Source organism: Nocardia sp. CA-135398 (assembly GCF_050955845.1).
In the GTDB taxonomy this organism is placed as follows: domain Bacteria; phylum Actinomycetota; class Actinomycetes; order Mycobacteriales; family Mycobacteriaceae; genus Nocardia.
This window is the reverse complement of record NZ_CP192084.1, coordinates 4,356,484-4,379,382: the sequence shown is the minus strand read 5'-3', so window position 1 is coordinate 4,379,382 and position 22,899 is coordinate 4,356,484. Positions and strand designations below refer to the sequence as shown.

At 64.5% G+C, this 22,899-nt stretch carries 26 protein-coding genes and 1 pseudogene; 11 read left to right on the top strand and 16 right to left on the bottom strand.

What is annotated here, in order from left to right:
- The first annotated feature begins 304 nt into the window (after window positions 1-304).
- Together ACQP1T_RS19145 and ACQP1T_RS19140 are read left to right on the top strand one after the other, a co-directional pair.
- Window positions 305-610 carry a hypothetical protein gene (locus ACQP1T_RS19145; protein ID WP_433754415.1) on the top strand — a complete coding sequence of 102 codons (306 nt, stop codon included), beginning with the start codon at window positions 305-307 and terminating at the stop codon, window positions 608-610.
- A gap of 454 nt (window positions 611-1,064) precedes the next feature.
- Complete coding sequence (locus ACQP1T_RS19140) at window positions 1,065-1,556, top strand: STAS domain-containing protein (RefSeq protein ID WP_433754414.1); 492 nt, start codon at window positions 1,065-1,067, stop codon at window positions 1,554-1,556.
- A gap of 52 nt (window positions 1,557-1,608) precedes the next feature.
- Here the strand turns inward: ACQP1T_RS19140 and ACQP1T_RS19135 are convergent, their stop codons facing one another.
- A complete protein-coding gene (locus ACQP1T_RS19135; RefSeq protein ID WP_433754413.1) occupies window positions 1,609-2,055 on the bottom strand; it encodes a MarR family transcriptional regulator in 447 nt (148 codons plus the stop codon).
- 124 nt (window positions 2,056-2,179) lie between these two features.
- On the opposite strand from ACQP1T_RS19135, the gene ACQP1T_RS19130 reads away from it, so the two are divergent.
- Window positions 2,180-2,683 (top strand): SPW repeat protein, encoded by a 504-nt coding sequence (locus ACQP1T_RS19130; protein WP_433754412.1) that lies wholly within the window; start codon window positions 2,180-2,182, stop codon window positions 2,681-2,683.
- Window positions 2,684-2,859: 176 nt separating this feature from the next.
- On the opposite strand, the gene ACQP1T_RS19125 is transcribed toward ACQP1T_RS19130, so the two are convergent.
- The 6 genes and pseudogenes from ACQP1T_RS19125 to ACQP1T_RS19100 all read right to left on the bottom strand — a co-directional run bounded on the left by ACQP1T_RS19125 (window position 2,860) and on the right by ACQP1T_RS19100 (window position 5,154).
- Window positions 2,860-3,435, bottom strand: a complete 576-nt coding sequence (locus ACQP1T_RS19125; protein WP_433754411.1) for an AAA family ATPase — start codon at window positions 3,433-3,435, stop codon at window positions 2,860-2,862.
- A 44-nt stretch (window positions 3,436-3,479) separates the two neighbouring features.
- Window positions 3,480-3,695 (bottom strand): hypothetical protein, encoded by a 216-nt coding sequence (locus tag ACQP1T_RS19120; RefSeq protein ID WP_433762570.1) that lies wholly within the window; start codon window positions 3,693-3,695, stop codon window positions 3,480-3,482.
- 88 nt (window positions 3,696-3,783) lie between these two features.
- Window positions 3,784-4,029 (bottom strand): annotated as a pseudogene (locus ACQP1T_RS19115) (cold-shock protein); the annotation flags it as partial.
- Window positions 4,001-4,216 carry a hypothetical protein gene (locus ACQP1T_RS19110; protein WP_433754410.1) on the bottom strand — a complete coding sequence of 72 codons (216 nt, stop codon included), beginning with the start codon at window positions 4,214-4,216 and terminating at the stop codon, window positions 4,001-4,003. The pseudogene ACQP1T_RS19115 and the gene ACQP1T_RS19110, both read right to left, overlap by 29 nt.
- Before the next feature lie 177 nt (window positions 4,217-4,393).
- A complete protein-coding gene (locus ACQP1T_RS19105; RefSeq protein WP_433754409.1) occupies window positions 4,394-4,696 on the bottom strand; it encodes a hypothetical protein in 303 nt (100 codons plus the stop codon).
- Between the two features lie 38 nt (window positions 4,697-4,734).
- Window positions 4,735-5,154 carry an Hsp20/alpha crystallin family protein gene (locus ACQP1T_RS19100; RefSeq protein WP_433754408.1) on the bottom strand — a complete coding sequence of 140 codons (420 nt, stop codon included), beginning with the start codon at window positions 5,152-5,154 and terminating at the stop codon, window positions 4,735-4,737.
- A gap of 147 nt (window positions 5,155-5,301) precedes the next feature.
- Here ACQP1T_RS19100 and ACQP1T_RS19095 point away from each other — a divergent pair, with 147 nt between their 5' ends.
- The gene (locus ACQP1T_RS19095; protein ID WP_433754407.1) at window positions 5,302-5,625 is read left to right on the top strand and encodes a MerR family transcriptional regulator; all 324 of its coding nucleotides are present in this window, start codon (window positions 5,302-5,304) and stop codon (window positions 5,623-5,625) included.
- A 58-nt stretch (window positions 5,626-5,683) separates the two neighbouring features.
- Here ACQP1T_RS19095 and ACQP1T_RS19090 read toward each other — a convergent pair whose 3' ends face one another.
- On the bottom strand, window positions 5,684-5,914 hold the full coding sequence (locus tag ACQP1T_RS19090) for a hypothetical protein (protein ID WP_433754406.1): 231 nt from the start codon (window positions 5,912-5,914) through the stop codon (window positions 5,684-5,686).
- Between the two features lie 213 nt (window positions 5,915-6,127).
- On the opposite strand from ACQP1T_RS19090, the gene ACQP1T_RS19085 reads away from it, so the two are divergent.
- From ACQP1T_RS19085 to ACQP1T_RS19070, 4 genes are all read left to right on the top strand, one after another.
- Window positions 6,128-6,907, top strand: a complete 780-nt coding sequence (locus ACQP1T_RS19085) for an enoyl-CoA hydratase-related protein (RefSeq protein ID WP_433754405.1) — start codon at window positions 6,128-6,130, stop codon at window positions 6,905-6,907.
- 167 nt (window positions 6,908-7,074) lie between these two features.
- Window positions 7,075-8,145: a CHAP domain-containing protein gene (locus ACQP1T_RS19080; RefSeq protein ID WP_433754404.1), complete on the top strand. Its 1,071-nt coding sequence runs from the start codon at window positions 7,075-7,077 to the stop codon at window positions 8,143-8,145.
- A 63-nt stretch (window positions 8,146-8,208) separates the two neighbouring features.
- Window positions 8,209-8,682 carry a CinA family protein gene (locus tag ACQP1T_RS19075; protein ID WP_433754403.1) on the top strand — a complete coding sequence of 158 codons (474 nt, stop codon included), beginning with the start codon at window positions 8,209-8,211 and terminating at the stop codon, window positions 8,680-8,682.
- A gap of 140 nt (window positions 8,683-8,822) precedes the next feature.
- Window positions 8,823-9,815 (top strand): TIGR03557 family F420-dependent LLM class oxidoreductase, encoded by a 993-nt coding sequence (locus tag ACQP1T_RS19070; RefSeq protein ID WP_433754402.1) that lies wholly within the window; start codon window positions 8,823-8,825, stop codon window positions 9,813-9,815.
- Between the two features lie 52 nt (window positions 9,816-9,867).
- On the opposite strand, the gene ACQP1T_RS19065 is transcribed toward ACQP1T_RS19070, so the two are convergent.
- The 5 genes from ACQP1T_RS19065 to ACQP1T_RS19045 all read right to left on the bottom strand — a co-directional run bounded on the left by ACQP1T_RS19065 (window position 9,868) and on the right by ACQP1T_RS19045 (window position 13,130).
- Complete coding sequence (locus tag ACQP1T_RS19065) at window positions 9,868-10,185, bottom strand: protealysin inhibitor emfourin (protein ID WP_433754401.1); 318 nt, start codon at window positions 10,183-10,185, stop codon at window positions 9,868-9,870.
- 29 nt (window positions 10,186-10,214) lie between these two features.
- Complete coding sequence (locus tag ACQP1T_RS19060; RefSeq protein ID WP_433754400.1) at window positions 10,215-11,261, bottom strand: M4 family metallopeptidase; 1,047 nt, start codon at window positions 11,259-11,261, stop codon at window positions 10,215-10,217.
- Between the two features lie 280 nt (window positions 11,262-11,541).
- Window positions 11,542-11,739 carry a ferredoxin gene (locus ACQP1T_RS19055; RefSeq protein WP_433754399.1) on the bottom strand — a complete coding sequence of 66 codons (198 nt, stop codon included), beginning with the start codon at window positions 11,737-11,739 and terminating at the stop codon, window positions 11,542-11,544.
- A 13-nt stretch (window positions 11,740-11,752) separates the two neighbouring features.
- Window positions 11,753-12,937, bottom strand: a complete 1,185-nt coding sequence (locus tag ACQP1T_RS19050) for a cytochrome P450 (protein WP_433754398.1) — start codon at window positions 12,935-12,937, stop codon at window positions 11,753-11,755.
- The gene (locus ACQP1T_RS19045; RefSeq protein ID WP_433754397.1) at window positions 12,930-13,130 is read right to left on the bottom strand and encodes a hypothetical protein; all 201 of its coding nucleotides are present in this window, start codon (window positions 13,128-13,130) and stop codon (window positions 12,930-12,932) included. Before ACQP1T_RS19045 ends, ACQP1T_RS19050 begins: the two co-directional genes overlap by 8 nt.
- Window positions 13,131-13,592: 462 nt before the next feature.
- Between ACQP1T_RS19045 and ACQP1T_RS19040 the strand changes: the two genes are divergently transcribed.
- Window positions 13,593-14,492 carry a glycoside hydrolase family 43 protein gene (locus ACQP1T_RS19040; RefSeq protein WP_433754396.1) on the top strand — a complete coding sequence of 300 codons (900 nt, stop codon included), beginning with the start codon at window positions 13,593-13,595 and terminating at the stop codon, window positions 14,490-14,492.
- Window positions 14,493-14,533: 41 nt separating this feature from the next.
- Here the strand turns inward: ACQP1T_RS19040 and ACQP1T_RS19035 are convergent, their stop codons facing one another.
- Both ACQP1T_RS19035 and ACQP1T_RS19030 read right to left on the bottom strand, forming a co-directional pair.
- Window positions 14,534-15,418, bottom strand: coding sequence for a DUF4231 domain-containing protein (locus ACQP1T_RS19035; protein WP_433754395.1), 885 nt, complete (start codon window positions 15,416-15,418; stop codon window positions 14,534-14,536).
- A complete protein-coding gene (locus ACQP1T_RS19030; RefSeq protein WP_433754394.1) occupies window positions 15,415-19,584 on the bottom strand; it encodes a TIR domain-containing protein in 4,170 nt (1,389 codons plus the stop codon). The genes ACQP1T_RS19035 and ACQP1T_RS19030 overlap by 4 nt, the downstream gene beginning before the upstream one ends.
- Before the next feature lie 175 nt (window positions 19,585-19,759).
- Here ACQP1T_RS19030 and ACQP1T_RS19025 point away from each other — a divergent pair, with 175 nt between their 5' ends.
- Together ACQP1T_RS19025 and ACQP1T_RS19020 are read left to right on the top strand one after the other, a co-directional pair.
- Window positions 19,760-19,921 carry a hypothetical protein gene (locus tag ACQP1T_RS19025; RefSeq protein ID WP_433754393.1) on the top strand — a complete coding sequence of 54 codons (162 nt, stop codon included), beginning with the start codon at window positions 19,760-19,762 and terminating at the stop codon, window positions 19,919-19,921.
- 134 nt (window positions 19,922-20,055) lie between these two features.
- Window positions 20,056-20,538 carry a hypothetical protein gene (locus ACQP1T_RS19020; RefSeq protein WP_433754392.1) on the top strand — a complete coding sequence of 161 codons (483 nt, stop codon included), beginning with the start codon at window positions 20,056-20,058 and terminating at the stop codon, window positions 20,536-20,538.
- Between the two features lie 19 nt (window positions 20,539-20,557).
- Here the strand turns inward: ACQP1T_RS19020 and ACQP1T_RS19015 are convergent, their stop codons facing one another.
- Complete coding sequence (locus ACQP1T_RS19015) at window positions 20,558-22,771, bottom strand: glycoside hydrolase domain-containing protein (RefSeq protein WP_433754391.1); 2,214 nt, start codon at window positions 22,769-22,771, stop codon at window positions 20,558-20,560.
- Between the last annotated feature and the right edge of the window lie 128 nt (window positions 22,772-22,899).

The window sequence follows — 22,899 nt, the reverse complement described above, 5'->3', positions numbered from 1 at the left end:
CCGGGCCCCGAGCGCGTCGTCGGCTCGAGGTCGCGCCGTGCCTGGATCGAATGTCGGCGACGAGATCGGGTCTGCCGCATACCAATACGCGGCACCGTCGAAGAAATCAACCGAATTTGATCTTATAATTCGCATTCCGAGTGAAGATCAAATGGTGTTACCTTCGAAAAATATGTCGTTAGCCAACTGTTAACCGTGATTATTCGCACAATCGAATAAGTAGATTTGCGGATCTCTTCTTCATAACATTTGCGTTATGCGCCGTGATGGCGTCGTTATCCATCTGTGAAAGGAAGCTCCATATATGATCTCTCGCAAGGCCCTTGCCGCCGCCGCAACCGTCTCCGCCGCCGCCCTGTTCTTCGGTCCGGCCGCGATGGCCTCCGCCGCCAGCCCAGTCGCTAGCCCCGTCGCTAACTCCGCCGCCACCGGCTCCGCGTCGGGTTCGGCCGACGGCGGCTCATCTACGGGTTCGGCAGGCTCGTCCTCCGGTTCCGCCATGCTCGACTCCGGCAGCTCGGCCCTCGACGGCGGCACCTCCGCCATCCTCAACATCATCAATTCGATCGCCGGTATCAGGGACTTGAACCAGCCCAAGCCCGCCTCCTGATTCGGTCGCGGTAGATCACCACTTCGTCCGTGTCGCCCCGCAGGGCCGGACTTCTTGTGCCGCTACGCTACGCATCGGCTAGTGCGCGCTATTGCAGTAAAATTGCCACAACCAGAGCGGTCATTCGCCGTATCGATTTGCTGCGGCGAATGACCCCCTGACGATTCCGTCACGGAACCCGGCCTGATGAGCACCGTCGCGACGATGGGTCTGCTGGCCGCGGTCCTGCGCCGCGAACGCCGCCGCTGAAGGACCGCGCCAGCTCGAATCTGTCGATTTCCGTCGGATCGCCCATACCGCTAGGGCGGTAAGATCAAGGTGAGGATGATCAGCCGGGGTCGGGCGCACAGGCCGGGACCTCGAAACACCCCGGGTGCGGCCATCGACAACTGGACGGCAGGAATCTTCGGCCCATATTTGTCGCGCGCGGGTGCGAGAAGAATGCGGGATTGCTATGCCTTCCAAATACCTGGCTCCAAAGGCAAGAAGCAACCCCACCGATGCGGACGTCGTCGACCTCTCGATTCCAGAATTCGCACGCCGTGGCATAACCTCGCCGACTGATGTACGCCGACGACCACGGTCTGCCCACGTCCGGGTCGTCCGAACGCGGCCATGCGTCGGTGTCACGCTGTACAGCGTGTTCGGTGAGGTCGACTCGTGCACCGCAGCGGAGTTCGAGCGGCAACTGCTCGCAACGCTGCACACTGCTGCACCGACAATCGTCATCGACCTGTCCGAACTCGGATTTCTCGGTGTGGCAGGTCTGGAAGTCCTCGACGACGCTCGAGTGTGGTCGCAGCACACTCACGAGATGTACCTCGTCACCGGAACCGAGTGCGTAGACCATGCGATCGCGGCCAGCGGTATGTCCGCATGCTTCGATATCTTCGCCAATCTCGACGATGCGCTTCGTGAAGTGGCGAAGCGGCACGGTCACGGATGAGCACGCGGTCGGCCACGGTTCCGGCATAAATGCCGCCAACGCCTGAATTCCGTTACCCGGCCTGTGGCACCGGTGCGAGGTCGTCCAGCGCGCTGAGCAGCGGGGTCAGTCGCCGCAGTTCTTCCAGATGTGTGCCGCCGAGCAGGGCAAGGGTTTGCTTGCCCGCTTCGGTCAGCGTGAGTCGGACGACGCGGCGGTCCTTACCCTCTCGTCGTCTGCGGGCGACCAGGCCGAGTTGCTCGGTGCGATCGATCAGTTGCACCACGCTGTGGTGGCGAGCGGACAGATATCCGGCGATTTCTCCGATGCTCGGCCCGTCCGGATCGGAATGCCCCCGGATCGCGAGCAGTAGCTGATGCTGCGTGTCGGTGAGCCCCACTTCGGCCGCCCGGCGCTCACTCCACCGCATCAGCTGGCGCAGCCCGGTCCGGAACGCCAGCAACCTCGAGTACTCCTGATCGCTCAGGTGGGCGGTTGACTCCGTCGACCCATCCATCATGCAGTGATATTATCACAGCATGATATAAGTGAGCGGCGATCAGGACGGCCGCGTTCTGGACCGGTCTCGGCCGCCCCGGCTCGACAGAGCTTTTATTCGCCACTACGTCCGAGGAGTGGTGGAAATGACTAGTGAAACCATGATGAGTCGGCATCCCGACATCGTGGAGCTGCGGGAAAAGTACGAGCGCGCTTCCGAGGCGCCGAACGCGCAGGCAGTCACCGGACTGCTTTTTCTGACCGGGCTGTATATCGCGATCTCACCCTGGGTGGTCGGGTTCAACGGGTTTTCGACCTTGACCGTCAACAACCTCATCGTCGGCATCGCCCTCGCGATGCTGGCAGTCGGATTCGCCTCGGTATTCGGCCGAACGCACGGCATCGTCTGGGCTGCTCCACTGATCGGCCTGTGGACGATCCTTGCCCCCTGGATCGTCAGCGGGAACGTCGATACCACATCGACGATCTGGAATAACGTCGTCTCGGGCGCACTGGCCGTCCTACTCGGCCTGGGTTCGATGTTGCTCGGGATGAGCCGGACCGCGCGACTCCCCGGCCAGACACCCGCTGCGGGCGCGACTCGAACCCATCGACCGTCCGGGCTGCCGCCGGAAACGACCACAGGGTGAAACGACCTCGATACGACGGTGAAACCGAATCCGCTTCGCCGGAGCCCGATCGGCGGTTCCCGCGCTGCGGAACATAATTCGACGATGTGAAGTCGATGGTGAATTGCGCCTCGCACAGACCGGCCCGGCTACGCAGCACGTAGTCGGGCCGGCGCACACTCGGCACGGTTGGGTGCTCAGGCCTCGAGAGCTTCGCCGGGATCTGATCGGGTCGCGAAGCGGGAGATGGCCACGAGTCCGGGCTGGTATCCGTGCGTGGTGTCCACGGTCAGCGTGGGCAGTTCACCGATGGCAGGGTCGAAGTCTTCTTCGGATGTGCTGTCGGTGTCGACCGACTCCAGGAGCTCGTCGCTGCGGGCGCGCCGGTTCGGGTTGGTTTCTATACGCTGTTTGATCCGCTCCCGGATGATCGAAGTCGGTGCCGTGCAGCGCAATACGCGAACCTCGGCGACCTCGGTGATCGCGTCCAGACGGGGGTGCCACAGCTCGCCCGGCAGCGCCGCTTCTGCCACAGCGGTGACTCCTGCTCGCGCCAAGATAGCGATGATGTCGAAGAAAGTGGTCAATGCGGGCCGTTCGAAGGCTGGGCCGAGGCCTGCGGTCCGGGTCGGCGAGTTGGCCAAGACCATGCCCTGGGCGACTTCGTCGTGGACGATCGCCGGGCAGCCGAGCTCGCGTGCGAGGGTGTGAGCCAGGGTTGTTTTCCCGGTGCCTGGTCGACCGGTCACTACGGTCAGGACTGGCGGGGCCATACCTCATTGTCCCCGCCTAGCCCACACAAGCACACCCCCAGCAACTAAGCGCCGAGCGGCACGCCACGCGTGTTCGACGGCGGGCGCTTGCTCGCCGCGACTCCGTGGTCACGGCTCGGATGTGGTTCTCGCAGTACGGCGGCGAGGATGGCGCAACCGAGTGTCGCGGTCAGCAGGAGCAGGGTGATCGGCGGGGCGGCGAGCAGGGTGAGGCCGGTGAGCAAGGCCAAGGCGTACCGGGGGATGTGGTGTTGTGCCATCGATGCTGTGTGGTTCCGGTGTTCGAAAATGGGCGAGATGGTTCTTGGCTGGATCGGGCAGTGTGCGCGTGTAGGGGCGCACGCGCTCGGCTTGCGGTCCGCGCGAGGTGTGCTCGGTGGTGAACACTACGGGCTGGCCCGCGGAAAGTGTTCTGTATCCGGGGGTTTCGATGCTCGAGTATTCGACGAACACCGCCGCGGTGCGGTCATCGGGAGTGAGGAATCCGAAACCTTTCTCGGAGTTGAACCAGGCGACGGTGCCGTGGCGCCAGCCGATCGGATCGGCGCCGATCTGGGGGTGGGTGTCAGTAGGCGAGGGGGTATTCGTCGTCATCGGGTAGTGGGGTGATGAAGGATTGCTCGAATCGGTCGGTGATGTCGGCGGCGTCGAAGGCGGCGCGGACGCGTTCGGCCACCGGATGCAGTGCATGGGTGTCCAAGCCGACGTCGTGGTCGGCGTCGTGGACGGGGGTGCGCTGATCGGCGTGGTCTGCCTGGTCACGGTCGGAGAACGTGGTCATGGTCGACCTCCTACGTCGTGCACTGGTGTCGGATGAAGGGGGCGGGCCCATGTGATCGCTCTGGCCCGCCCCACGAAGGAGTACGTGACTTGCGAGAAAAGGATCCGCGGGCAGTGGCCGATTGCGCTTGGTCGGCGGACCGCGCCCCGCGGATCGGTCGGAACCTTGTCTGTGTCATCACCTCACTTTCATCTCGTGGACGTTGCCGAACCGCTCGAGGTGCGGAGGACCGCGCTGGGTCGCACGCATTCTCGGCGGCGCTCGACCTGTCAGCCTCGGCGTCAGCCGATCGTGGCGCCCGTCGCCGGATGGGCGGGGTGCTCGTGCCCGAAAGTTCCGCCGCGCCGAAACCGGTTCGCGCGCAAGGGCTTCGGACAGGATGTCATCGATTTCGGCGAACAACGGTTCGATATCGGGGTCAAGCATCAGCAGCCGCTCATCGAGCGGGTCGTAGACGCCGAGAGTATCGATTCCGGTCATAGCCTTACCTCCGGGGGGAAGCGTCAGGACCGCCCGGCTCAGGCGTTGATCGCCTTGTGCCCGTTGCCGCAGGCGATCTCGATCCGGCGGGGCTCGGCCTTCTCCTCGACCGGGATCGTCAAGCGCAGCACGCCATCGGTGTAGTCGGCGCTGATGTGGTCGGCATCAAGGGTCTCGCCGAGGAACAACTGGCGGCTGAATACACCGCGTGCGCGTTCCGCGGCGACCATCTCCCGCTCCGCCTCGAGTTCCGGGCGCGAGGCGCGCACTGTCACCACGTTGCGCTCCACACCCAGGTCCAGCGAATCGGGATCCATCCCCGGCAGATCGAACTCGACGACGAACTTGTCGCCCTCGCGCCAGGCGTCCATCGGCATCGTCGCGGGATGGGCCGCTGTGCCGAACACCTGCTGCGCCAGACGATCCAGATCACGGAACGGATCGGTACGCATGAGCATGATCGCCACCTCCAACTAGCTGTCTTCTCGATAGTCGGATTCAGATAATCTATGTCATCTGATGTAGATTTCTTATAGCACTATGTGAAGATAGTCGCAAGTAGCTAGCATAGAAAATCTCGGCAGCAAGAAGTATCGAGGAGCAGGATGGCTCGCCCCCAGCACCAGCCGCCGCAGCCCGATCCCGGGCGCGCGGTGTATGCGATCTCGGTGGCCGCCGACTTGGCGGGCATCGGCGTACAGACCCTGCGCCTCTACGAACGGCACGGGCTGATAACCCCCGCGCGCAGCGACGGCGGCACCCGCCGCTACAGCGGCGACGACCTCTCCCGGCTACACCGGATCACCGCGCTGGTCGCCGAAGGCATCAACCTCGCTGGGATCGGCCGCATCCTCGACCTCGAAGACGCCAACGCCGAACTCCACGCCGACAATCGTCGTCTCCGTGGTCAAGGCACGTCGGGACCATAAGGCCCCGCGTTGAAGGAGACCTACAACGCCGAGGTCATCGACCGGGCGCGGGTGGCGATCAAAGTACTCGGCGGAACGTACCCGAGGCTGATTCGAGCCGCCACCACGCCAACCGCTCGGCGAGTTCTGGCAACCAAGTGGCCGGGGCATCGCAGAGATCGTGTCGCGCGCGGGCAGCGGCGGCGTGCAGAACGTCGGCGGCGACAGCGGGAAAGTCGTGTCTGAGGTGCTCGATCGCATCGGCGACAACGACGTCGGGTGTGGCTATTTCCGATCTCACCGATGTCATCTCGTACCCTTCTGCCCGATCATTCGTGGATCCCTTTGTCGGACGATGGTATTGGCTCGATCGTGGCGTGGGGCAGGGCCACTGGTCCCACTGTCGTGGGCCGATCGGCCCTGCTGAAGCGGCGTCGACGAGTCGCCGACGGCGCTCTACCTCAGCCGTGTGCGCCGCTCCGGAGGTGTCGTGCCGCCGCCCGTGGAGATCTACGGTGGAGATATGACCGCCTTGGAGTATCGGCATGTCCTGGTCGCGCGGGACGGCGACACGGTGCGCATCACCATGAACCGGCCGGAGCGGCGCAATGCGTTGTCGGGTGAACATCTGGCCGAACTGCTCGCCTCGTTCCAGGCCGCGGGCGAGACCGACGCCACCGGGATCGTGCTCGGGGCGCACGGTCCGGTGTTCTCCGCGGGACACGATTTCGCCGACGTCGCCGCGCGTGACCTGCTCGGCGTGCGGGAACTGCTCACACTGTGCACCGAGCTCATGTCGACCATCGAGTCGGTGCCCCAAGTGGTGATCGCCCGGGTGCACGGTCTGGCCACGGCCGCTGGCTGCCAGCTGGTGGCCTCATGCGATCTGGCCGTCGCCGCCGAATCGGCGGGTTTCGCGCTCCCGGGCGGCAAAGGCGGCTGGTTCTGCCACACCCCCGCCGTGCCGGTGGCGCGCGCCGTCGGCCGTAAACGACTGATGGAACTGGCCCTCACCGGCGATCCGATCGATGCCCGCACCGCCGAACAGTGGGGCCTGATCAACCGAGCGGTGCCAGACGCCGAGTTGGACAATGCCGTTGGCGAGTTGCTCGCCCGCGCTACCCGGGGCAGCCGGACCAGCAAGGCACTCGGCAAACGCACCCTCTACAGCCAACTCGACCGCCCTGAAGCAGATGCCTACGCTCTCGCCCTGGAAGTCATGGCCGCCGCCGCCCAACTTCCCGGCGCCCGCGAAGGTATGGCGGCCTTCCTCGCGAAGCGCCCGCCTGTCTGGCGCGATTAGCGACGCCCGAACTCTGGTCACCGGCGTCGCGATACGGGCAACGGGGAGTGAGCCGTCATTCCCGATTCTGGGAATGGCCGATACTCGTTCGCATCGGTCCGTGTGAGTAGAGGATTACGGATGTTGCTATTCGTTGGTCCACAGCCGAGTGACGACGGGGTGCCGCGATGAGCCCCACCGTCGACCACTATCGGATCGTTCCGGAGCTCACCGTTCCCGATTACGCATCGGACATGCTCAAAGGCGTCGTCAGCGCCACCCACGCGGCGGTTCAAGCCAACGTCGACAGGCTGGGCGCGGGTACGCCGTCCAGTGCCCCGAAATTCATAAAACTGCTGCGGGACAAGAAGATTATCGACGACAAGAATCAGTCGATCGCGACCACCAACCACAACGACACCGTCGCCGCCCTGCGCGAGATCGAAGCGTCGATGGACGCGAACGACGAAGGCGTCGACAGCTCGACCTACGGCACCTACTCCGTTGCGGGTGACGCATATGTCGACATCGAGCGAGCGGTCAAGCAACTCCGAGGCACCCTCGACGACGCGAAGCAGGCACCCGGACCGAGCTACGACGCGGCAGGCAAAGCGTACTGGCCGGAATCGGTGGAGGGTCCGCTGCGGACCGCATGCGCCGCCACCGCCGCGACCGTAGAACAGCGGATGCTTGACGCCGCGACCGACATCCAGCGCCATGCCGACCACATCTACAACTCCGCCCCCGCTAACCCGACGAGCAGCGGTTACGGCGGGACCACGGCGCCGTTGACGACACCGTGGTCCGGCCACAGCTTTGTGCCACCCGCCGACGCGAGCACCATCGACAAGATCAAGGGATTCGCCGCCAACGAACTCGGCGTCGCCGAAACCGGAACCAACCACGTGAACCGCCCGTACAACATCGATGACGCGTGGTGCGCGTCGTTCGCCACCTGGGTCTGGAAACAGTCCGGCATCGACGTCGACTGGAGCAACAAGAACTACGTGCCCAGCGTCTGGTCCGACGCTGCCCACAGAGGCTGGGCCGATAGCGACATGTCGAGCGCCCGCCCCGGGGACCTCGTCGTTTTCGGCGGACAACACCACATCGGCGTAGTGGTGGCGCGCGACGGCAACACCATCACCACCATCGAGGGCAACTCCGGCGACGCCGTACGCCAGCACACCTATAACCTCTCCGGCGGAAATTTCACCGGCGTCATCCATCCGCCCGCCAAGACCCCAGCCAACGTGTAACCCGCCAGCTACCCCGTACTGAAAAGATCGGGAGGATCCGCCGGAGTCGATAGGGTGGGTCCGATGTCCAGAATCGATGAGTCTGCGAGCCGAGTGGCCGCGGTCGCCATGCGGTCGAAACGGTCGGTGGCGGTTGCGGAATCGTTGACCTGCGGGCAGTTGTCGTCGGCGTTGGGCGCTGCCCCGGACTCGGCCCAGTGGTTGCGGGGTGCGGTGGTTGCCTACAGCGCCGATGTCAAACGGCAGGTCTTGGGCGTTCCCGAGGTTCCGGTGGTGTCGGAGATAGCGGCTCGCGCCATGGCGATCGGCGTGCGGAGATTGCTCGGCGCGGACGTGGCTGTGGCTGTGACCGGCGTCGGCGGCCCCGATCCCCAGGACGGTGAACCGGCGGGGTCGGTGTGGCTGGCGGTCCACAGCGAGGGCGGGACCTCGGCACGGCATGAGCTGTTCGATGGCGAACCCGAAGTTGTGCTGAGGCGGACGGTCGAAGTAGCGCTCGACATGGTGCGCGAAGCGATGGACGACAGCTCCAGCTGACGTACGCGGCGGCAACCGGGCACCTGTCGACCTGCGGCAGGCCTGCCCCTCCCGTTGCTCGTATGTGGAAACCGTGGCCGATAAGTACGCGGTTGAGGGGTAGCCCACCGATATCCACCGCCGAGCCAGAAGGAGCGACAGTGACCCGATTCGGATACACACTGATGACCGAGCAGAGCGGCCCTCGCGAACTCGTCCGCTATGCCGTCGCCGCCGAGGAGGCGGGATTCGACTTCCTGGTCAGCAGCGACCATTACGCACCGTGGCTCGAGGAGCAGGGACACGCGCCGAACGCGTGGACCACCCTCGGGGCGGTCGCACAGGCGACCCGGCGAATCCCGCTGATGACCTACGTGACGTGCCCGACCATGCGCTATCACCCGGCGATCGTCGCGCAGCAGGCGGCGACGTTGCAGATCTTGGCCGAAGGCCGGTTCACCCTTGGGCTCGGCAGCGGCGAGAGCCTCAACGAGCACGTGATCGGTGCGGGCTGGCCCGGGCTCGAGGAACGGCTGGAGCGACTCGCCGAAGCCATCGGCATCATTCGTGATCTGCATGCGGGCCGAACGGTCAGCCGACTCGGTGACTGGTATCGAGTCGATGCCGCCAAGATCTGGGACCTGCCGGACCAGCCGGTGCCGATCGCGGTCGCGGTATCCGGGCCACGATCGGTGCAGCGATTCGCCCCGCTGGCCGACGAGATGGTCAGCACCAGTCCCGACGCCGAACTCGTTCGGTCATGGCATCGCGCGCGCTCGAACGACTCGGGCGCGGCGCGGTCCCGCGTGACCGGGCAACTGCCGATCAGCTGGGATGCCGACCGCGACAAAGCAATTCAGCGCGCTCACGAACAGTTCCGATGGTCGGCGGGCGGCTGGGATGTGAACTCGAATCTGCCGACGCCGGCGAGTTTCGCGGCCGCGACGCAGTTCGTGCGCCCGCAGGATATCGCCGAGACGATCCCGTGCGGGCCCGATCTCGATGCCATGGTTGCTGCCGTGCGTCCCTACCAGGACGCTGGCTTCACCGATATCGCTGTCGTCGAAATCGGCGACGAACAGCAGGACCGGTTCCTTGCCGAGGCCGCCGAACCGCTACTTGCGAAACTCCGTGCGGCAGATACCGATTCCTGAGTTCCCGGCGACGCAGCGGTTCGATTCTGCACGTCACGGCCGGACCGCTGCTTCAGTTGGTCGTATCCGGTTCGGAGCGTTGGGCCAATTCGGCGATCAGCGGTTGTGCCGTGTCGGGGATCTGCATATCGGTCCAGTGATAGGTACTGGTCCGATGGCCGTCCGTGACGGTGAGTTCGTAGTCGAACTGATCCGGCATCGGCGGACGGTGTGTCGGCATGTCCCGGTCGGGCAGTGTGTCATTGAGCAGGTCGGTGATGACGGGTGCCTGCTCGGCGGGCAGATCGCGGGCGTCGACCGAGGTCGTCATCTCTACTCCGGCGAGGCCGCCGCTTCGCCGGAATTCGAGATGTACGTCGGATGTGGCCATGGACACGATGGTATTCCCGGCGGTCGGGTTCAGCGCAGCGGAACTTTCACCGCATCCCATGCGGACTGCACCGCATGCGCTTCGTTGCTGACCCTCCCGAAACGGTAGCGGGCCTGCTTCAACGTCAACGCGGCGAAGTTGCTGAAGGTGGCGTTGGGCTTGAGCCCGGGGTCGACGAGTGCGTCGTACCAGACTGTTCCCGGCGTCTTCCACGCTTCCCCGCCCAACGTGGTGGCGAGCAGGTAGAAGGCGTGGTTCGGGATGCCCGAGTTGATGTGGACGCCGCCGTTGTCCCTGGTGGTCTGCACATATTTGGACATATCGGCGGGTTGGTTGTCGTGCGGGTTGGCCGTGCCGGGCGCTTTCAGCGATCGCAATGCGGGTGTCAGCAGCGGTCCCACGATGTCCCCACCGATCAACCAGTCGGCTTGATCGACGGTTTGGGCAAGGTGGTACTGCTTCACCAACGATCCGAATACGTCGGACAGGGATTCGTTCAGTGCGCCGGACTGGTTGGAATAGGTGAGATTCGCCTCGAACTGCGTGACGCCGTGGGTCAATTCGTGTGCGACCACGTCGAGGCTGCGGGTGGTATCGGTGAATACCTGGCCGCTTCCGTCACCGAAGAACATGTGTCCCTGTCCATCCCAGAACGCGTTGTCGTATTTGGTGCCGAAATGGACCATCGCGGCGATCGGCATGCCCTGGTCGTCGATGGAGTCGCGTTGGAAGACGTTCCAGTAGAAGTCATAGGTGGCGCCGAAGTTGTCGTAGGCGGAGTTGATCGACGGGTCGGCAACCGGAGGCTGGCCTTCGGCTCGCGCAAGCGTTCCCGGCACCATCGCGGTGGAGTTCTGCTGGTTGAAGATCGAGCGCTGCGGTACCCCGTTGGATACCGCGCCGACGGCTTGCTGCGGCTGTGGTCCCTGTCGGCCGACGGCTTCGGCCCGCAGCATACGGATGCTGTTGTCCAGGTCCATGGATGCGAGCAGTTCTGCTCGCTGTTCCGGCGGGAGTTCACGCGCGACGGCCTGCAGTAGGTCGGGTGGGAGGATGCACGCTGTGGGGTAACGCATTTTCTGCTCCGTTTCGGGTGCTGTGCGGCGGCTGATGCTGGATGCGGGCGGGCCGGTTCGGGCGCGGCGAAAAACCGGCGTCGACCTGCGCATTCATTCTCGGATCGCAGATAGCCACGGACACGGGTAGGCGACTACTCCTTATCCCCTGTCGGAGCAACCGGCCGGGTCAAGTAGTGCCTGACGGCCCACGCAGATACTCGCCACGATCGAGTACGCCCGAAATCACAAACTCGCCCGCGCTAGTCGACACCGGTCTGTCCTGGGCGAAGCGGCCTGCTCACGGGATCTCCCGCAGCGCCGCGACCGGGCAGGAGCCCACGGCCGCGCGGGTGGCGGTCACGAGATCGCCGGGCACCTCGGCGCCGTCGAATTGGTAGATGAGTTCGGCGTTGTCATCGAGGCTGAACACCTCGGGGGCCTGTGCGGCGCACAGACCGTGTCCCTCGCAGCGGGGGTAGTCGACGGAGATCTTCATGATGGATTCCCTATCAGGCTGGAATGAGTTGCAGGGGAAGGTGTTCGAAGCGGTGGATGATGTTGTTGATCGCCCATTCGGGTTCACCGACGATCTCGATCCGCTCGACGCGCTCGACGAGCGCGGCGAGCATGGCCTGTGTTTCCAGCCGTGCGAGACCTTGACCGACGCAACCGTGTACGCCGTGGCCGAAACCGAGTTGCCGGGTGGCGTCTCGGCCGATGTCGAAGGTGTCGGGGTGGTCCCATTGCAGCGGGTCACGGTTGGCCGAGGAGTAGATCACCACCACCCGCGAACCCGCCGGGATGGGGGTTCCGGCGATGTCGACATCACGAATTGTCTTGCGGGAGAACGCACGTAGCGGTGATTCGAACCGCACGACCTCGTTCACCGCGTTCGGTATGCGGGTGGGATCGTCCTTGAGCAGCTGCCATTGGCCGGGGTGGCGTGCGAAAAGGTACATGGCGCTGGCGATAGCACTGATCGTGGTGTCCAACGAAGGGGCCAGATAGTCGATCAGCAGGGCGGGGCATTCGGCGCGGGAAAGCGTGCCCTCGTCGGTAGCTTGCAGCACTTCCTGCCCGACGCTGCCCGGCAGCAGGTCCCGTTCGCGGGCGAGCTGTCGGGTGAAGTGCATCATCCCCATCCCCGACGGTGCGGTGCACATCGACTGCCGGTTCAGTGGCCCGAGCGCGTCGAATGTGGCTCCCGCCCAGCGCAGCAAATGCTCTCGACCGTGCTGGGGCCAGCCGATCAGGTCCGGCACGACCGACATCGGCAGCGCGGCCGCCAATTCGGCACCGTCGATACGCCCCTGCGCGAGCGCCTGGTCGACGGCCGCGGCCGCCTGCTGGTCGATCGATTCACGCATCGCGCGCAGTGCCCGCGGGGCCAGCCGACGAGCGAGCAACGCGCGGCGGCGGTTGTGATCCTCACCGTCGCTGTTGAGGGTGGTGCCCTTCGAGAGCCGGTTGGCCACCGGATTCAACGCGACCCCGGCTCCGGAGATGAAAGTCCGATCGTCGAGCAGCACGGCTTTGCATTCGCCATAGCGGGGCAGCGCATAAGCGCGTTGCTTGGCCAGCCACACCACAGGCCCCAGTTCGCGCAACCGCGCATAGTGCGGATAAGGGTCGAGAATGCCCTGGCGCGAGTAGATGTCGGGGCGATAGACCGGGACCTGGGCTCGATTACGCATCGGCACTCTCCGAGCACCCATAGTGCCCGACACCGGCCAGCTCGAGCATCCCGATGCCGCGGAAGCCGGTCACCGAGTAGGCGAAATGTTCGACACGCTGACGCATGGCCGTCACAGCCAGCACCTCGACGGCGCCGAGCGGCAGAAATCCGATCGCCAACAGCACGGCGAACACGATGGATGCGACTTTCATCGGCGCACACCTACTTTCCATTCGATTGCGACAGCGCTGTCCGCGACTGCGGTGGCAACTCCAGCCGCGCGATACTTCTGACGATATCGTCACTCACGAAGGTATAGTCAGTCAAGCAATTCTGAATATTTCGTCAGTGCGACTGGCTATGAGGCGGCGTCGGCGGTCAGGTGTGGACCGAGGCCAGTGCCGATATGCCTCGCGCCGATGGAAGCATGTCGGCACGCTGGAAAGTACGTTCTGACCGACAGCGGCTCCCGTTCGCTCAGCCGCCATGATCGAGACCGCACGCAATCGGCGGCCTCGCATGTCCCCCACTCGCGCGGTTGCTGACCGCCGCGCTGCAAGGTCGGGTGCGATGCGATGTGATGGATGCCCTTGCGGCGCGGGCGCATTGCAGCGAGGCGACCGCTGCTCGGCGTGTCGGCAAAGGGTCCGACAACTTCGCGGCACAATCAGCGGATGGGGCTCAGCCGAAGATCGTTGCTGGCGTTGGCTGCGGCGCTACCCGCCTTCGGGCGCGCGGCGGCCGCAGAGCGACCACGTTCGGTGCCGCGGTACACCATGACCGCGTTCACCGATGACAGCGAAACCGATTTGTATGTCTACGAATCCGACGATGCGATCAGCTTCCGGCAGCTGTGCGGGCCCGCCTACCGGCCGCCGACGGGTCTGCTGCGTGACCCCAGCGTCTTTCGCAATCTCGATGGCTACTACTACCTCACCTACACCACCGGCTGGGAAGGGCGAACCATCGGTTTCGCCTACAGCGCGGACCGGCTGAACTGGAGTCATCTCTACGACATCACGGTGCCGCTGCCCGGCGTGACATCTACCTGGGCGCCGGAATGGTTCATCGATACCGACGGAAGCATCAACGTCATCGTGTCGCTGTCGGACGGCTACCGGTTCACACCGCACCTGACCACCGCCGACCCGAAACTGCGCTCTTGGAGCGCGCCGAAGCCGATGATCGGGCTGGCCCAGCCCGACAACACCTCCTACGGCTATATCGACACCACCGTGATCCGCGCCGACGGACGCTACTACGCGTTCACCAAGAACGAATCCACCAAATACATCGAACTCGCCGTCGCCGATCGGCTGCTCGGCCCGTATACCTTTGTGGCGACCGATGACTGGGCCGGGTGGGGTACTCCCGTCGAGGGACAGTGCGTCATCGCGCTTCCCGGCGGAGGCTGGCGAATCTATTTCGACGCCTACACCGATCACCAGTACTTCTACAGCGACTGCCACGACGACTTCCGAACTTGGACAACACCTCTCGAACTCCCCGACCTATCAGGCACAGTGCGCCACTTCACGGTCTACCCGGAGTTCGTCGAACAGTCCGATAGTTGATCTCGAGCTCCCCGCCTGTTCGTCGGCGCTACGGACTTCATTCAGCGGGCGTCGGCCCATTTCGCCAGCCAGCTATCGTTTTCGGCGGCGATGGCGTTCTCGCAGTCGTCGACGAATTTCGACCATCGCGGCGGATCGGTCGGAGATCCCGCTGTCCGCCAGTGGTCGAGCAGTCGCTGTAACCGGTTGGCGGTCGCGAGATAGATGACGACCAGGAAGTCGTATCGCTTGCTCGCGAGATAGGCGACGAGCGAACCGCTGAGCGTGGTCAGGACGGCGATCCACGGTGCGATTCGGGTGGCGGCGTCGGCGCTGACCGCGGTGCTGACCGAAGCCGTGATCGTGGCTGTCAGGCCCAGCGCGATAGCGACCCGACGCAGGAGTTGTGCTCGCGCGGAATAACGCAGAGCGGACGGCCGATAGTAGTTGGTGATCTGGCCGTCCACGCGTTTGCTCACATACTGCTCGGGGGTCAGCGCACCGGGTGCCGGTCCCACGGGCACCGTCTCGTCCAGGAAGCACAGGAGGTCCTCGGCCGCCTGTTCGAGCTCCTCGACTTCGGTCCGAAGCTGCGCGGCTGTTCCCGGAATCGCGCGAAACCTGAAGATCTGCTGCCGCATTCCCTCCGACACCGCCCGGGCACGAGTCCACCGCCGGACCGCTTCCGAGGTCAGAAACTGAGCGCCGATGTAGGTGGCACCTGCGAGTGCCGCCGCTCCGGTGGCCGCGACGATACGCGAGGGCGGCCCGGACTGCCGCAGCACCGTAGCCGTCAATGCGGCCGCGATCGCTCCCCAACTGCTCAGCCACAGCACCGTCAGCCGGAGCCGGTCGATCCGCAGCTTCATCCGGGTGGCCGCATGAGACCAGCGAATCCGCTTCTCCCACAGGGCATTCACCAGCTCGTCATCGGAAGCCACTGTCATTTGCCGTCCTCACCGGCGATCGGCAGATTCGGGCACAACTCGACGTAGTCGATCTTCGGCGAAACCCATGACTTCCAGGTTTCCCGGCTCATGTTGTAGGTCATCTTGTCGCACAAGATTTCTGTTGACGCGATCGGGATGGGCCAGACGCGGATCGTTCCATCGGCGCTGGTCGACACGACGCGCTTGCCATCGGGGCTGAACTCCACACGCGTTACCGGTTGGGTATGTCCCATGAGAGCGGAACCGATCTGGCGGCGCTCCTTTACATCCCACAAGCGCACGGTGCTGTCTCCACCTCCGGTGACGAGGGTGCGGCCGTCAGGGCTGAACGCGAGGTCGATTACCCAACCGTCGGTCCGCATGGGCTTTCCGATCGGATCTCCGGTCTGCGTGTTCCACAGCTGTACCGTTTTGTCCTGGTATGCGACAGCGAGGGTGCGGCCGTCGGGGCTGAATTCGATGTTGTTGACCCAGCCGTGACCTGTCAGAACTTTACCGATCTGCTGTCCCGAGTTCGTATCCCACAGGCGGACATTCCAGTCCGTGCCGCCGGTGACGAGTTGTCGACCGTCGGGGCTGAAATTGAAGTCCTTCACCCCCGGGTGTCGAATCGGATTCCCGATCGGCTGCATCGTGTCGATATCGCGTATCTGGATATCTGCACCGTTGTCCGTCGCGAGCTTTCGGTCGGCGACGTCGAGTACTAGGTTCTTGGTGTCCGGCGGTATGGCGATCGAGTTCCCGACCGGAGCACCGCTGGCCAGGTCCCAGTGCCGCAGCGTAGTCAAGGTAGCCGTGACGATCTGCGTGCCGTCGACGCTGAAGTCCCATGAGGCCGCACTCTCGATCGGAATCATCGGAGCCAAACTTTCACCGGTGCCGGCATTCCACCGCCGCATCGTTGCATCGACACCACTGGATACGATCCGAGTCCCGTCCGGGGTGAACGCTGCGGTGTAAACAGCTCCCTCGTGCCCGCGAAGAATCTGTCCGCCACCGACGTCCCATTCGCGCAGTGTTTCGTCGAAGCCGCCGGAAACGAGACGCTGCCCGTCAGGGTAGAAGGCGACCGAGCTGACCGCGAATTCGTGTCCCACCAACGATTCCCCGATCGGCTGTCCGGTCGCGGCATCCCACACCTGCACGGTCTTGTCGTCGCTTGCCGAGGCGAGCCGGGTGCCGTCGCGACTGAACACCACTCGCTCGATAGCGGCGGTGTGACGCCGTAGCGGCTCGCCGATCTGCTGGCCGGTATGGGTATCCCACAACCGGATTGTGGTCTCGCTGCCGCCCGCTGCGATCCGGGTGCCGTCCGCGCTGAACGCGACACTCATGACCGGTTCTCCGGGTACGCGCGACAATTCCATAATTTGCTGGCGGGATTCGGTATCCCACAGCCGAACCGTGCCGTCGGCGCTTGCTGAAGCGACCGTGTTGTCGACGCCGACCGCGACGCTCATCACCTCTGCCTCGTGTCCGCGCATGGGCTCACCGACCTGCTGGCGGGACTCGATATCCCAAACTCGCAGCGTCTTGTCCGAACCGCCCGATACGATTCGGCGGCCATCCCGGCTGAACGCGACACTGGTGACCTGTGCTTCGTGTCCTCGCATCGGCTCGCCGATCGGTTGGCGCGACTCGGCATCCCACAATCGCAATGTTCTGTCGAAGCTGGCGGTCACGATGCGTTTTCCGTCGGGACTGAACGCGACCTGCGACACCTCGAGTTTGTGCTCAGACATGGCCTCGCCGATGGGCTTCCAGGTCTCGGCGTCCCAGAGTTGGATGCGCGAACCATGGCTGGACACGATGCGCGTACCGTCGGGACTGAACGCGATACTCCGGGGGTAGCCACCGGCGGTGGGGATGATCTTACGCAGGTTGCGTAGCTGATTCACGGCACTGAGCAACGAGAAATCGCCGTCGTAGCGGTTCGTAAACCTGCGCGCGGCCAGCACACTCTGCATGGCGAGCACATCGTCGTTGACGCCCGGAAACGAACCGGACAGCATCAGTTGCGAATTCGCGATCAACAACAACGCGGTCGCATCCCTGCTGCGCGCGGTCGCATCCTTCTCCGCTCTCGATGCTTTCAGGAACAAGAAACCGGCGGCCAATGCCGCGACAACCGCTATCGCCAACGCCACCCGCAGGATTTGCGACCGTCGCCGCAGCACCCTGGTGTACTCCTGAGCCTTCTCCTTGGCCTGAGTTTCCGCCGCCGCCAACGCTTCCGCGGATTCCTGACGCTCGCGCGCCGCCCGCAGGTCCGCCTCGACGCGCTCGTCCGCACGCCGCCGGGAGGCGAGCAGGAATTCCCGCGTCGGGTTGAGCCGTTCCCGGAAACCCGGTTCGGCGGCGAGGGATTCGGCGTCATCGAGTCTGCTGCCGGTGAGCAGCCATTCGTCGCTGCGGGCGTTGGCTTTCCAGGCGTGCGCCGCACGCTCCAACTCGTCGGCGCTCTTCAAGTCGGTGGCCTGTTCGCGCAGCCACCCCGCTAGCGTATCCCATTGGCGCAGTAAGCTTTCCAATGCGACTTCGACGACAACCTCGCCGTCGCGCTCGTCACGGACCAGCAGGCGTCTGGCAATGAACGCCTCGAGTAGCGAGTGGCTCTCCGATGGCAGGTCGAACCAGCGCGCTGCGCGTCGCATCGGCTGGTCATTGTCCGGGTTGACCGTCGCCAGCCACGGCACGAACGCGGTTCGCAGCACGGCCAATTCCCGTTGCCTGACTTGGGAATCCACAGCGAGGAGCTCGTCGATCTCGCACTGTACGACGCGGCGCAGTCCGCCCATCGCGTTGTACTCGGCGAGCGTGATCTCGCCGTCGCCGTAATCCTGGTAGAGCCGGGCCAGGGTGAGGGAGAGCAGCGGCAGCGTATCCGCGCCGCGCGACCAGTCGTCGAGCAGCCGATCGACCAGGTCGGGCGCGAACGAGATTCGGCTCCCGGCTGCTCGCGCGCGTCGAACGGGCCCGCAGATCACCTCTTTGAATTGGGCCTGCGGCATGGGTTTCAGATCGTCGAATGGGCGGACCTCCAGGGTGGCCAATTGCGGCGCGGTCTGCAGTGGCTCGTACCGGTCCGAGCGAATTGTCGCGATCGCGATCATCGGCAGCGCGTCGTCCGCGCCGAGCAGGCCGGCAAGCACACCGAGGAAAGCGTCCGCCTGCTCACCCGCGTCGACGCCGAATAGTTCTTCGGCCTGGTCGATCGGCAGTACGAGCGTGAGTGGCGCATCATCGGTCGGATCGATAATGCGATCCTTCGCGGCCTGCTGCGCTTCGGCCAGCCACGCGCGCACCTGTGTGACATCGCGAATTCGCTCCTTGATCGCACCGAGGCTAGGTGTGTGCAGACCGACGCTGTCGCGTAGGTCGTGAATCGAGTGCGCGAATCCGCTGCCGCCGGTGAGCGCGTTACGTTGCGGTCGGACGATGCTCATCGGCCGGAAATGGCGGTCATCGCGGTGCAGACGGGGCAGCAAGCCCGCGCGCAGGAACGACGATTTACCGACGCCCGACGGCCCGAGAATGACGAAAATTCGACCGTCGCCGGAATTGCGCATTCCCCGTATCGAATTCAGCGCGCGGCCGATCTGGGTGTCGCGCCCGAAATACACCGCGGCGTCCACCTGTTCCAGTGGCTGCCAGCCGCGATACGGCGCGCGATCCGGTTCGTCGGGCGGCGGCCAGGCAAAGGTATCCGCTCCGATCCCGGCCGCGCGCAAGCCGTCCCGGAGTCGCAACAGGCCATCGGTGAGGAATTGCACCGGCGGCGACTCATCCACGGCTATCGCCGTTTTCGGACCGTCGCCGAACAGGTCGCAGCGCTGCCACTCACTTGTGATATCGCGACCGGTCAAAGGCTGCAACCGAGCCGCAAAGATCGGCTTGCCGAGGTCCTCGGCATGGCGGTATTCGACCTTGCATTCGCGCGATGCGTCCCAATTATCGGAGACCAGGCAGATAACCGCTTCGCACCGATCGCTGGCGCGGCGCAGCGCTTCTTTCCACCGCGTACCGACCGGAATTCCGGTCTGCCGGTCGAGGTCGAGGAAGATCTCGCCGGTCAGGCCCGGATCGGCCTCGGTCAACCACGCCTTCAGCGCGATCGCTTCGCGATCGTCCCGGCTGGAGTGACTCAAGAAGACTCTGGACATCGCCTTACACCACCGTGCATAGACCCCGATGGAAGCCCGCATCGAATATCGCAAGGGTCATACGAAAATCCTGCGCTCGAAAAATTCGACGCACGCGAGTATGGCCTACTCGATATTGCCGCAAACACTACGCAAACGTCGGTGCGACACCGGAAACTCCGTCACACTGGCAGGTGTGAAGCGGAGCCTGACATTCACCGCCGCAATGCTGATCGTCGGGCTGGCAGTCGAGTACGGCCGCGCCGACGACCATTCGGGCGTGGCGGTGGTGCTCGCGGTCGCCGCGGCAGTCTTGCTGCTCGATGTGGTCATCCGCTTCGGGCGCCACTCGCGGTGATCCGGACGTCGCGTGCCGAGTTCAGACTCTGCGCGGGTCGATGCCCTGAGTATCGCGCCGCGGGTTGTTTACTGGGCAGGGGTGCTCGTGTCGTCGGCATCTATGCAGGCCGGAATCGACTTTGAGGAGGGCTGATGATGAACAACGTGGTTCGCCGGGCTGTCGGAGTGAGTGCCAAGCTGGGTTTCATCGGTGCGATGGTGAGTGCGTTGGTGCTTGGACAGCACACCATCGCCCGCGCGGGGGAGGTGATCACCTTCCAGCTCCCCCTGGTGAAAATATCCCAAACATGGGGTGTTCCAACGCAATTCAGTTTCTACTTGACGGCGACCGTCGGCGACCAGCCCGGAGTCACCACCTTCGGTGTGGCCAACCCCGGCCCCTTCGGTGGCAGCACCATGCTCGACTCGCACGCCCGGATCCAGTGGTTGAACGTGACGACCGGGGCGTCCGGCGTGGTCGACGTGGCGGATCGGGAAACCGCGCAGCAGCCCTGCGATTGCGCCCCCGCGCCGGTGCCGGTGTTCACCGGGGCGGGCCGAATCACCGCACTCGCGACCGCGGGCGGCCTCGCCGTCACCATATCTTCGGGGTTCGGCACGTTCACGGCTAGTTGAGCCCGCCCGTCGATACCTATCAGGGTGAATCGGGCAACGGCTCGTCATGTCCGTTGACCGACCGCAGCGCGAGGGTCTGTTTCGGTGTCCAATAGATCCGACCGTTTTCGAACTCCTGGTAACTGCCCGTGTCGAAGGGGAGTTCATCGGATGTCGGCCAGCCGAGCGGCCCGTTCTCGAATCCGCTCCGATTCCATCGGTCGCGGATTTCGCCGTGTACCCAGAAAACCGGTTGGCCGTTGCGGTGGTAGAGCGCCCCGTTCTGGAAGCCCTCCACTTCGCCCCATTCCACATCCTTGGCGTCGCGCAGTACCGTGTTATCGGTGATCGGATAACCCAAAGGTCCTGCTTCCCAACCGGTTTCCGCGTATTTGTCGAATAACGACGACGGGATCGGGTGCGCTCCGGTGGAGGGATGCCAGTAGATGTATCCATTCTTGAACTGAGCGAATCGGCCCACACCGTCGGCGGTCCGCGTTTCGCCGTCGGTGCCCAGTCGCGGGCCCAGCCAGGGCGATTCCGCCGCCTTCGCATCGATTTCTCCGGCCGGCGCGGCACCGGAGAACTCTCGGACGTGGCCTTCGAAGACGTCCCACGGGAAGTTCCAGCCGACGTCGGTGTGGGTGCCTATACCCAGGCACTCCGTCACATATTTATGGTCGGAGATGCCGTCGCGCCGCGTATACGGCGGGGCGATGACGTCGGTGGCGAAGCCGTACTTCTTCGCGTCCTTAACAGCCAGCCACGCGGCTATCCGCAGGTCGTCGTCAATTGCCATCCACTCGTTTCTCGACCATGACGCCCGGCTGCCCGCGAAGCAGAGATTGATCGTGTTCGGGTTGGCGTCCAGGACCGACCACGACGCGTAATCCGTATCGACGACATCGCAGACGATCCCGTTCCTGAGCGTGTAGTGATACGAGGCACCATTGGCCGTGTTATTGAGGTACGCCGCCAGCGATTCGGCCGTGCCGTTGCCTTCCTGGGTGTGCAGCAGAAAGTTCGTGATGCGAGCTCCCCAGCGCTCCGATCGGGAGTTTCCGATTCTGTCCAATTCGGTGAATACAGGGGCGTTCACGGCGTGTTCTCCTTGTGCCTGAGTGCGTTGCATGGACCACTGCCCGAAGTCGGTAGCCAAGATGTCGTTGACGTCGACGGAACTACCGTCGATGTCGGGGCCAGGGTTGGATGGGGTATCGATGACGCGCTGGTACAGGACGGCCTCGGGGGTGTCGAGCCGATTGCCGGACCAGGCGCGCGTCTGCCAGGCCCAATACCGGTCCTCGGAGGTCCGGCCGATCACACCGTCCTGGATGGCCCAGGCGCATACCTTCGACGAGCCGTAGACTCCGGTCCACTCCCGCCCGATCGCGTCGTTGATTCCCCGGAAGAACTCGACCGCTTCGTCGTTCCACTGATTCAGCGAAATGTCCTCGTCCACCGCGAAGAAGATCGGGCACCGGTCGTGTCCTCCTGCGGCGGCATGGATTTCCCTGGCCTGCAGGCCCATCCGATGCCCGCCGTCGTAGCCGGTGGTCCAGTCCGAAGGCGCCTGCGCATTGCCGGGCTTGCCGTACTCCCATACCGAAACGATCTCGAGCCCGGCAGCCCGCACACTATCGGCGTACTCCCTGGTCACCGGCTTGGCGCCGAAACTGGATCCGGGTCGGCTCGGTGACACGTAGACCAGGACAGCGCTGTGTCCGGCTGCCTTGATGGCCTCGGGATCGATGAAACGCGCGGCGAAATCAACTGCGGTCGACATGCGGGGACCTCCATTGGTCGAGGGGGGCGGGTCTTCGGCTTCGGCCAGCAGCGGTAGCGGGTCGAGTCGGTCGGGTCCGGGTGGCACCCAGACATGCCGATGCCACTCGAGGTGCAGATGCGGGGCGACGCCGCCGTTGGATCCGGAATCGGGGTTGATCCGGGCGATCCGCTGCCCGGCTTCGACTCGGTCGCCGACCGCGACTTCGCGAATCACGTGTCCGTACACGGTCGTGCCGCCGCCGTCTGCGGCGGGATGGTCCACGACGACCCAGCCCGCCGGGTCGGGTCCGCCGAATCCGGAGGCCGGACCCGCGAATACCACCGTGCCGCCTTGGACTGCGTAGACGGGCAACCCGCCGCTGCCACCCGGCCAGCCGAGATCGACACCCCAATGGAAACCGTCGTCGCGGGGACCGAATCGGGATGTGATGATGCGGCCACGCGCCAAGGGCCAGTATCTCGTCATGTCGGCCCCCTCCGGGAAGTCACCGCGTTATAGCGAAGCAGTTGCCCAACCGAGTAGAGCAGCGCTGGTGACACGGTTCGTCATCCAAACCGATGAAAAGGCGGTCTCCGTCGACGACATTCGGGAGA

Bases quoted from the DNA above. Each gene is read 5' to 3' on its own strand.
- ACQP1T_RS19145 (WP_433754415.1), top strand. From the start codon at position 305: ATGATCTCTCGCAAGGCCCTTGCCGCCGCCGCAACCGTCTCCGCCGCC.
- ACQP1T_RS19140 (WP_433754414.1), top strand. From the start codon at position 1,065: ATGCCTTCCAAATACCTGGCTCCAAAGGCAAGAAGCAACCCCACCGAT.
- ACQP1T_RS19135 (WP_433754413.1), bottom strand. From the start codon at position 2,055: ATGATGGATGGGTCGACGGAGTCAACCGCCCACCTGAGCGATCAGGAG.
- ACQP1T_RS19130 (WP_433754412.1), top strand. From the start codon at position 2,180: ATGACTAGTGAAACCATGATGAGTCGGCATCCCGACATCGTGGAGCTG.
- ACQP1T_RS19125 (WP_433754411.1), bottom strand. From the start codon at position 3,435: ATGGCCCCGCCAGTCCTGACCGTAGTGACCGGTCGACCAGGCACCGGG.
- ACQP1T_RS19120 (WP_433762570.1), bottom strand. From the start codon at position 3,695: ATGGCACAACACCACATCCCCCGGTACGCCTTGGCCTTGCTCACCGGC.
- ACQP1T_RS19110 (WP_433754410.1), bottom strand. From the start codon at position 4,216: ATGACCACGTTCTCCGACCGTGACCAGGCAGACCACGCCGATCAGCGC.
- ACQP1T_RS19105 (WP_433754409.1), bottom strand. From the start codon at position 4,696: ATGACCGGAATCGATACTCTCGGCGTCTACGACCCGCTCGATGAGCGG.
- ACQP1T_RS19100 (WP_433754408.1), bottom strand. From the start codon at position 5,154: ATGCTCATGCGTACCGATCCGTTCCGTGATCTGGATCGTCTGGCGCAG.
- ACQP1T_RS19095 (WP_433754407.1), top strand. From the start codon at position 5,302: ATGGCTCGCCCCCAGCACCAGCCGCCGCAGCCCGATCCCGGGCGCGCG.
- ACQP1T_RS19090 (WP_433754406.1), bottom strand. From the start codon at position 5,914: ATGACATCGGTGAGATCGGAAATAGCCACACCCGACGTCGTTGTCGCC.
- ACQP1T_RS19085 (WP_433754405.1), top strand. From the start codon at position 6,128: ATGACCGCCTTGGAGTATCGGCATGTCCTGGTCGCGCGGGACGGCGAC.
- ACQP1T_RS19080 (WP_433754404.1), top strand. From the start codon at position 7,075: ATGAGCCCCACCGTCGACCACTATCGGATCGTTCCGGAGCTCACCGTT.
- ACQP1T_RS19075 (WP_433754403.1), top strand. From the start codon at position 8,209: ATGTCCAGAATCGATGAGTCTGCGAGCCGAGTGGCCGCGGTCGCCATG.
- ACQP1T_RS19065 (WP_433754401.1), bottom strand. From the start codon at position 10,185: ATGGCCACATCCGACGTACATCTCGAATTCCGGCGAAGCGGCGGCCTC.
- ACQP1T_RS19060 (WP_433754400.1), bottom strand. From the start codon at position 11,261: ATGCGTTACCCCACAGCGTGCATCCTCCCACCCGACCTACTGCAGGCC.
- ACQP1T_RS19055 (WP_433754399.1), bottom strand. From the start codon at position 11,739: ATGAAGATCTCCGTCGACTACCCCCGCTGCGAGGGACACGGTCTGTGC.
- ACQP1T_RS19050 (WP_433754398.1), bottom strand. From the start codon at position 12,937: ATGCGTAATCGAGCCCAGGTCCCGGTCTATCGCCCCGACATCTACTCG.
- ACQP1T_RS19045 (WP_433754397.1), bottom strand. From the start codon at position 13,130: ATGAAAGTCGCATCCATCGTGTTCGCCGTGCTGTTGGCGATCGGATTT.
- ACQP1T_RS19040 (WP_433754396.1), top strand. From the start codon at position 13,593: ATGGGGCTCAGCCGAAGATCGTTGCTGGCGTTGGCTGCGGCGCTACCC.
- ACQP1T_RS19035 (WP_433754395.1), bottom strand. From the start codon at position 15,418: ATGACAGTGGCTTCCGATGACGAGCTGGTGAATGCCCTGTGGGAGAAG.
- ACQP1T_RS19030 (WP_433754394.1), bottom strand. From the start codon at position 19,584: ATGTCCAGAGTCTTCTTGAGTCACTCCAGCCGGGACGATCGCGAAGCG.
- ACQP1T_RS19020 (WP_433754392.1), top strand. From the start codon at position 20,056: ATGATGAACAACGTGGTTCGCCGGGCTGTCGGAGTGAGTGCCAAGCTG.
- ACQP1T_RS19015 (WP_433754391.1), bottom strand. From the start codon at position 22,771: ATGACGAGATACTGGCCCTTGGCGCGTGGCCGCATCATCACATCCCGA.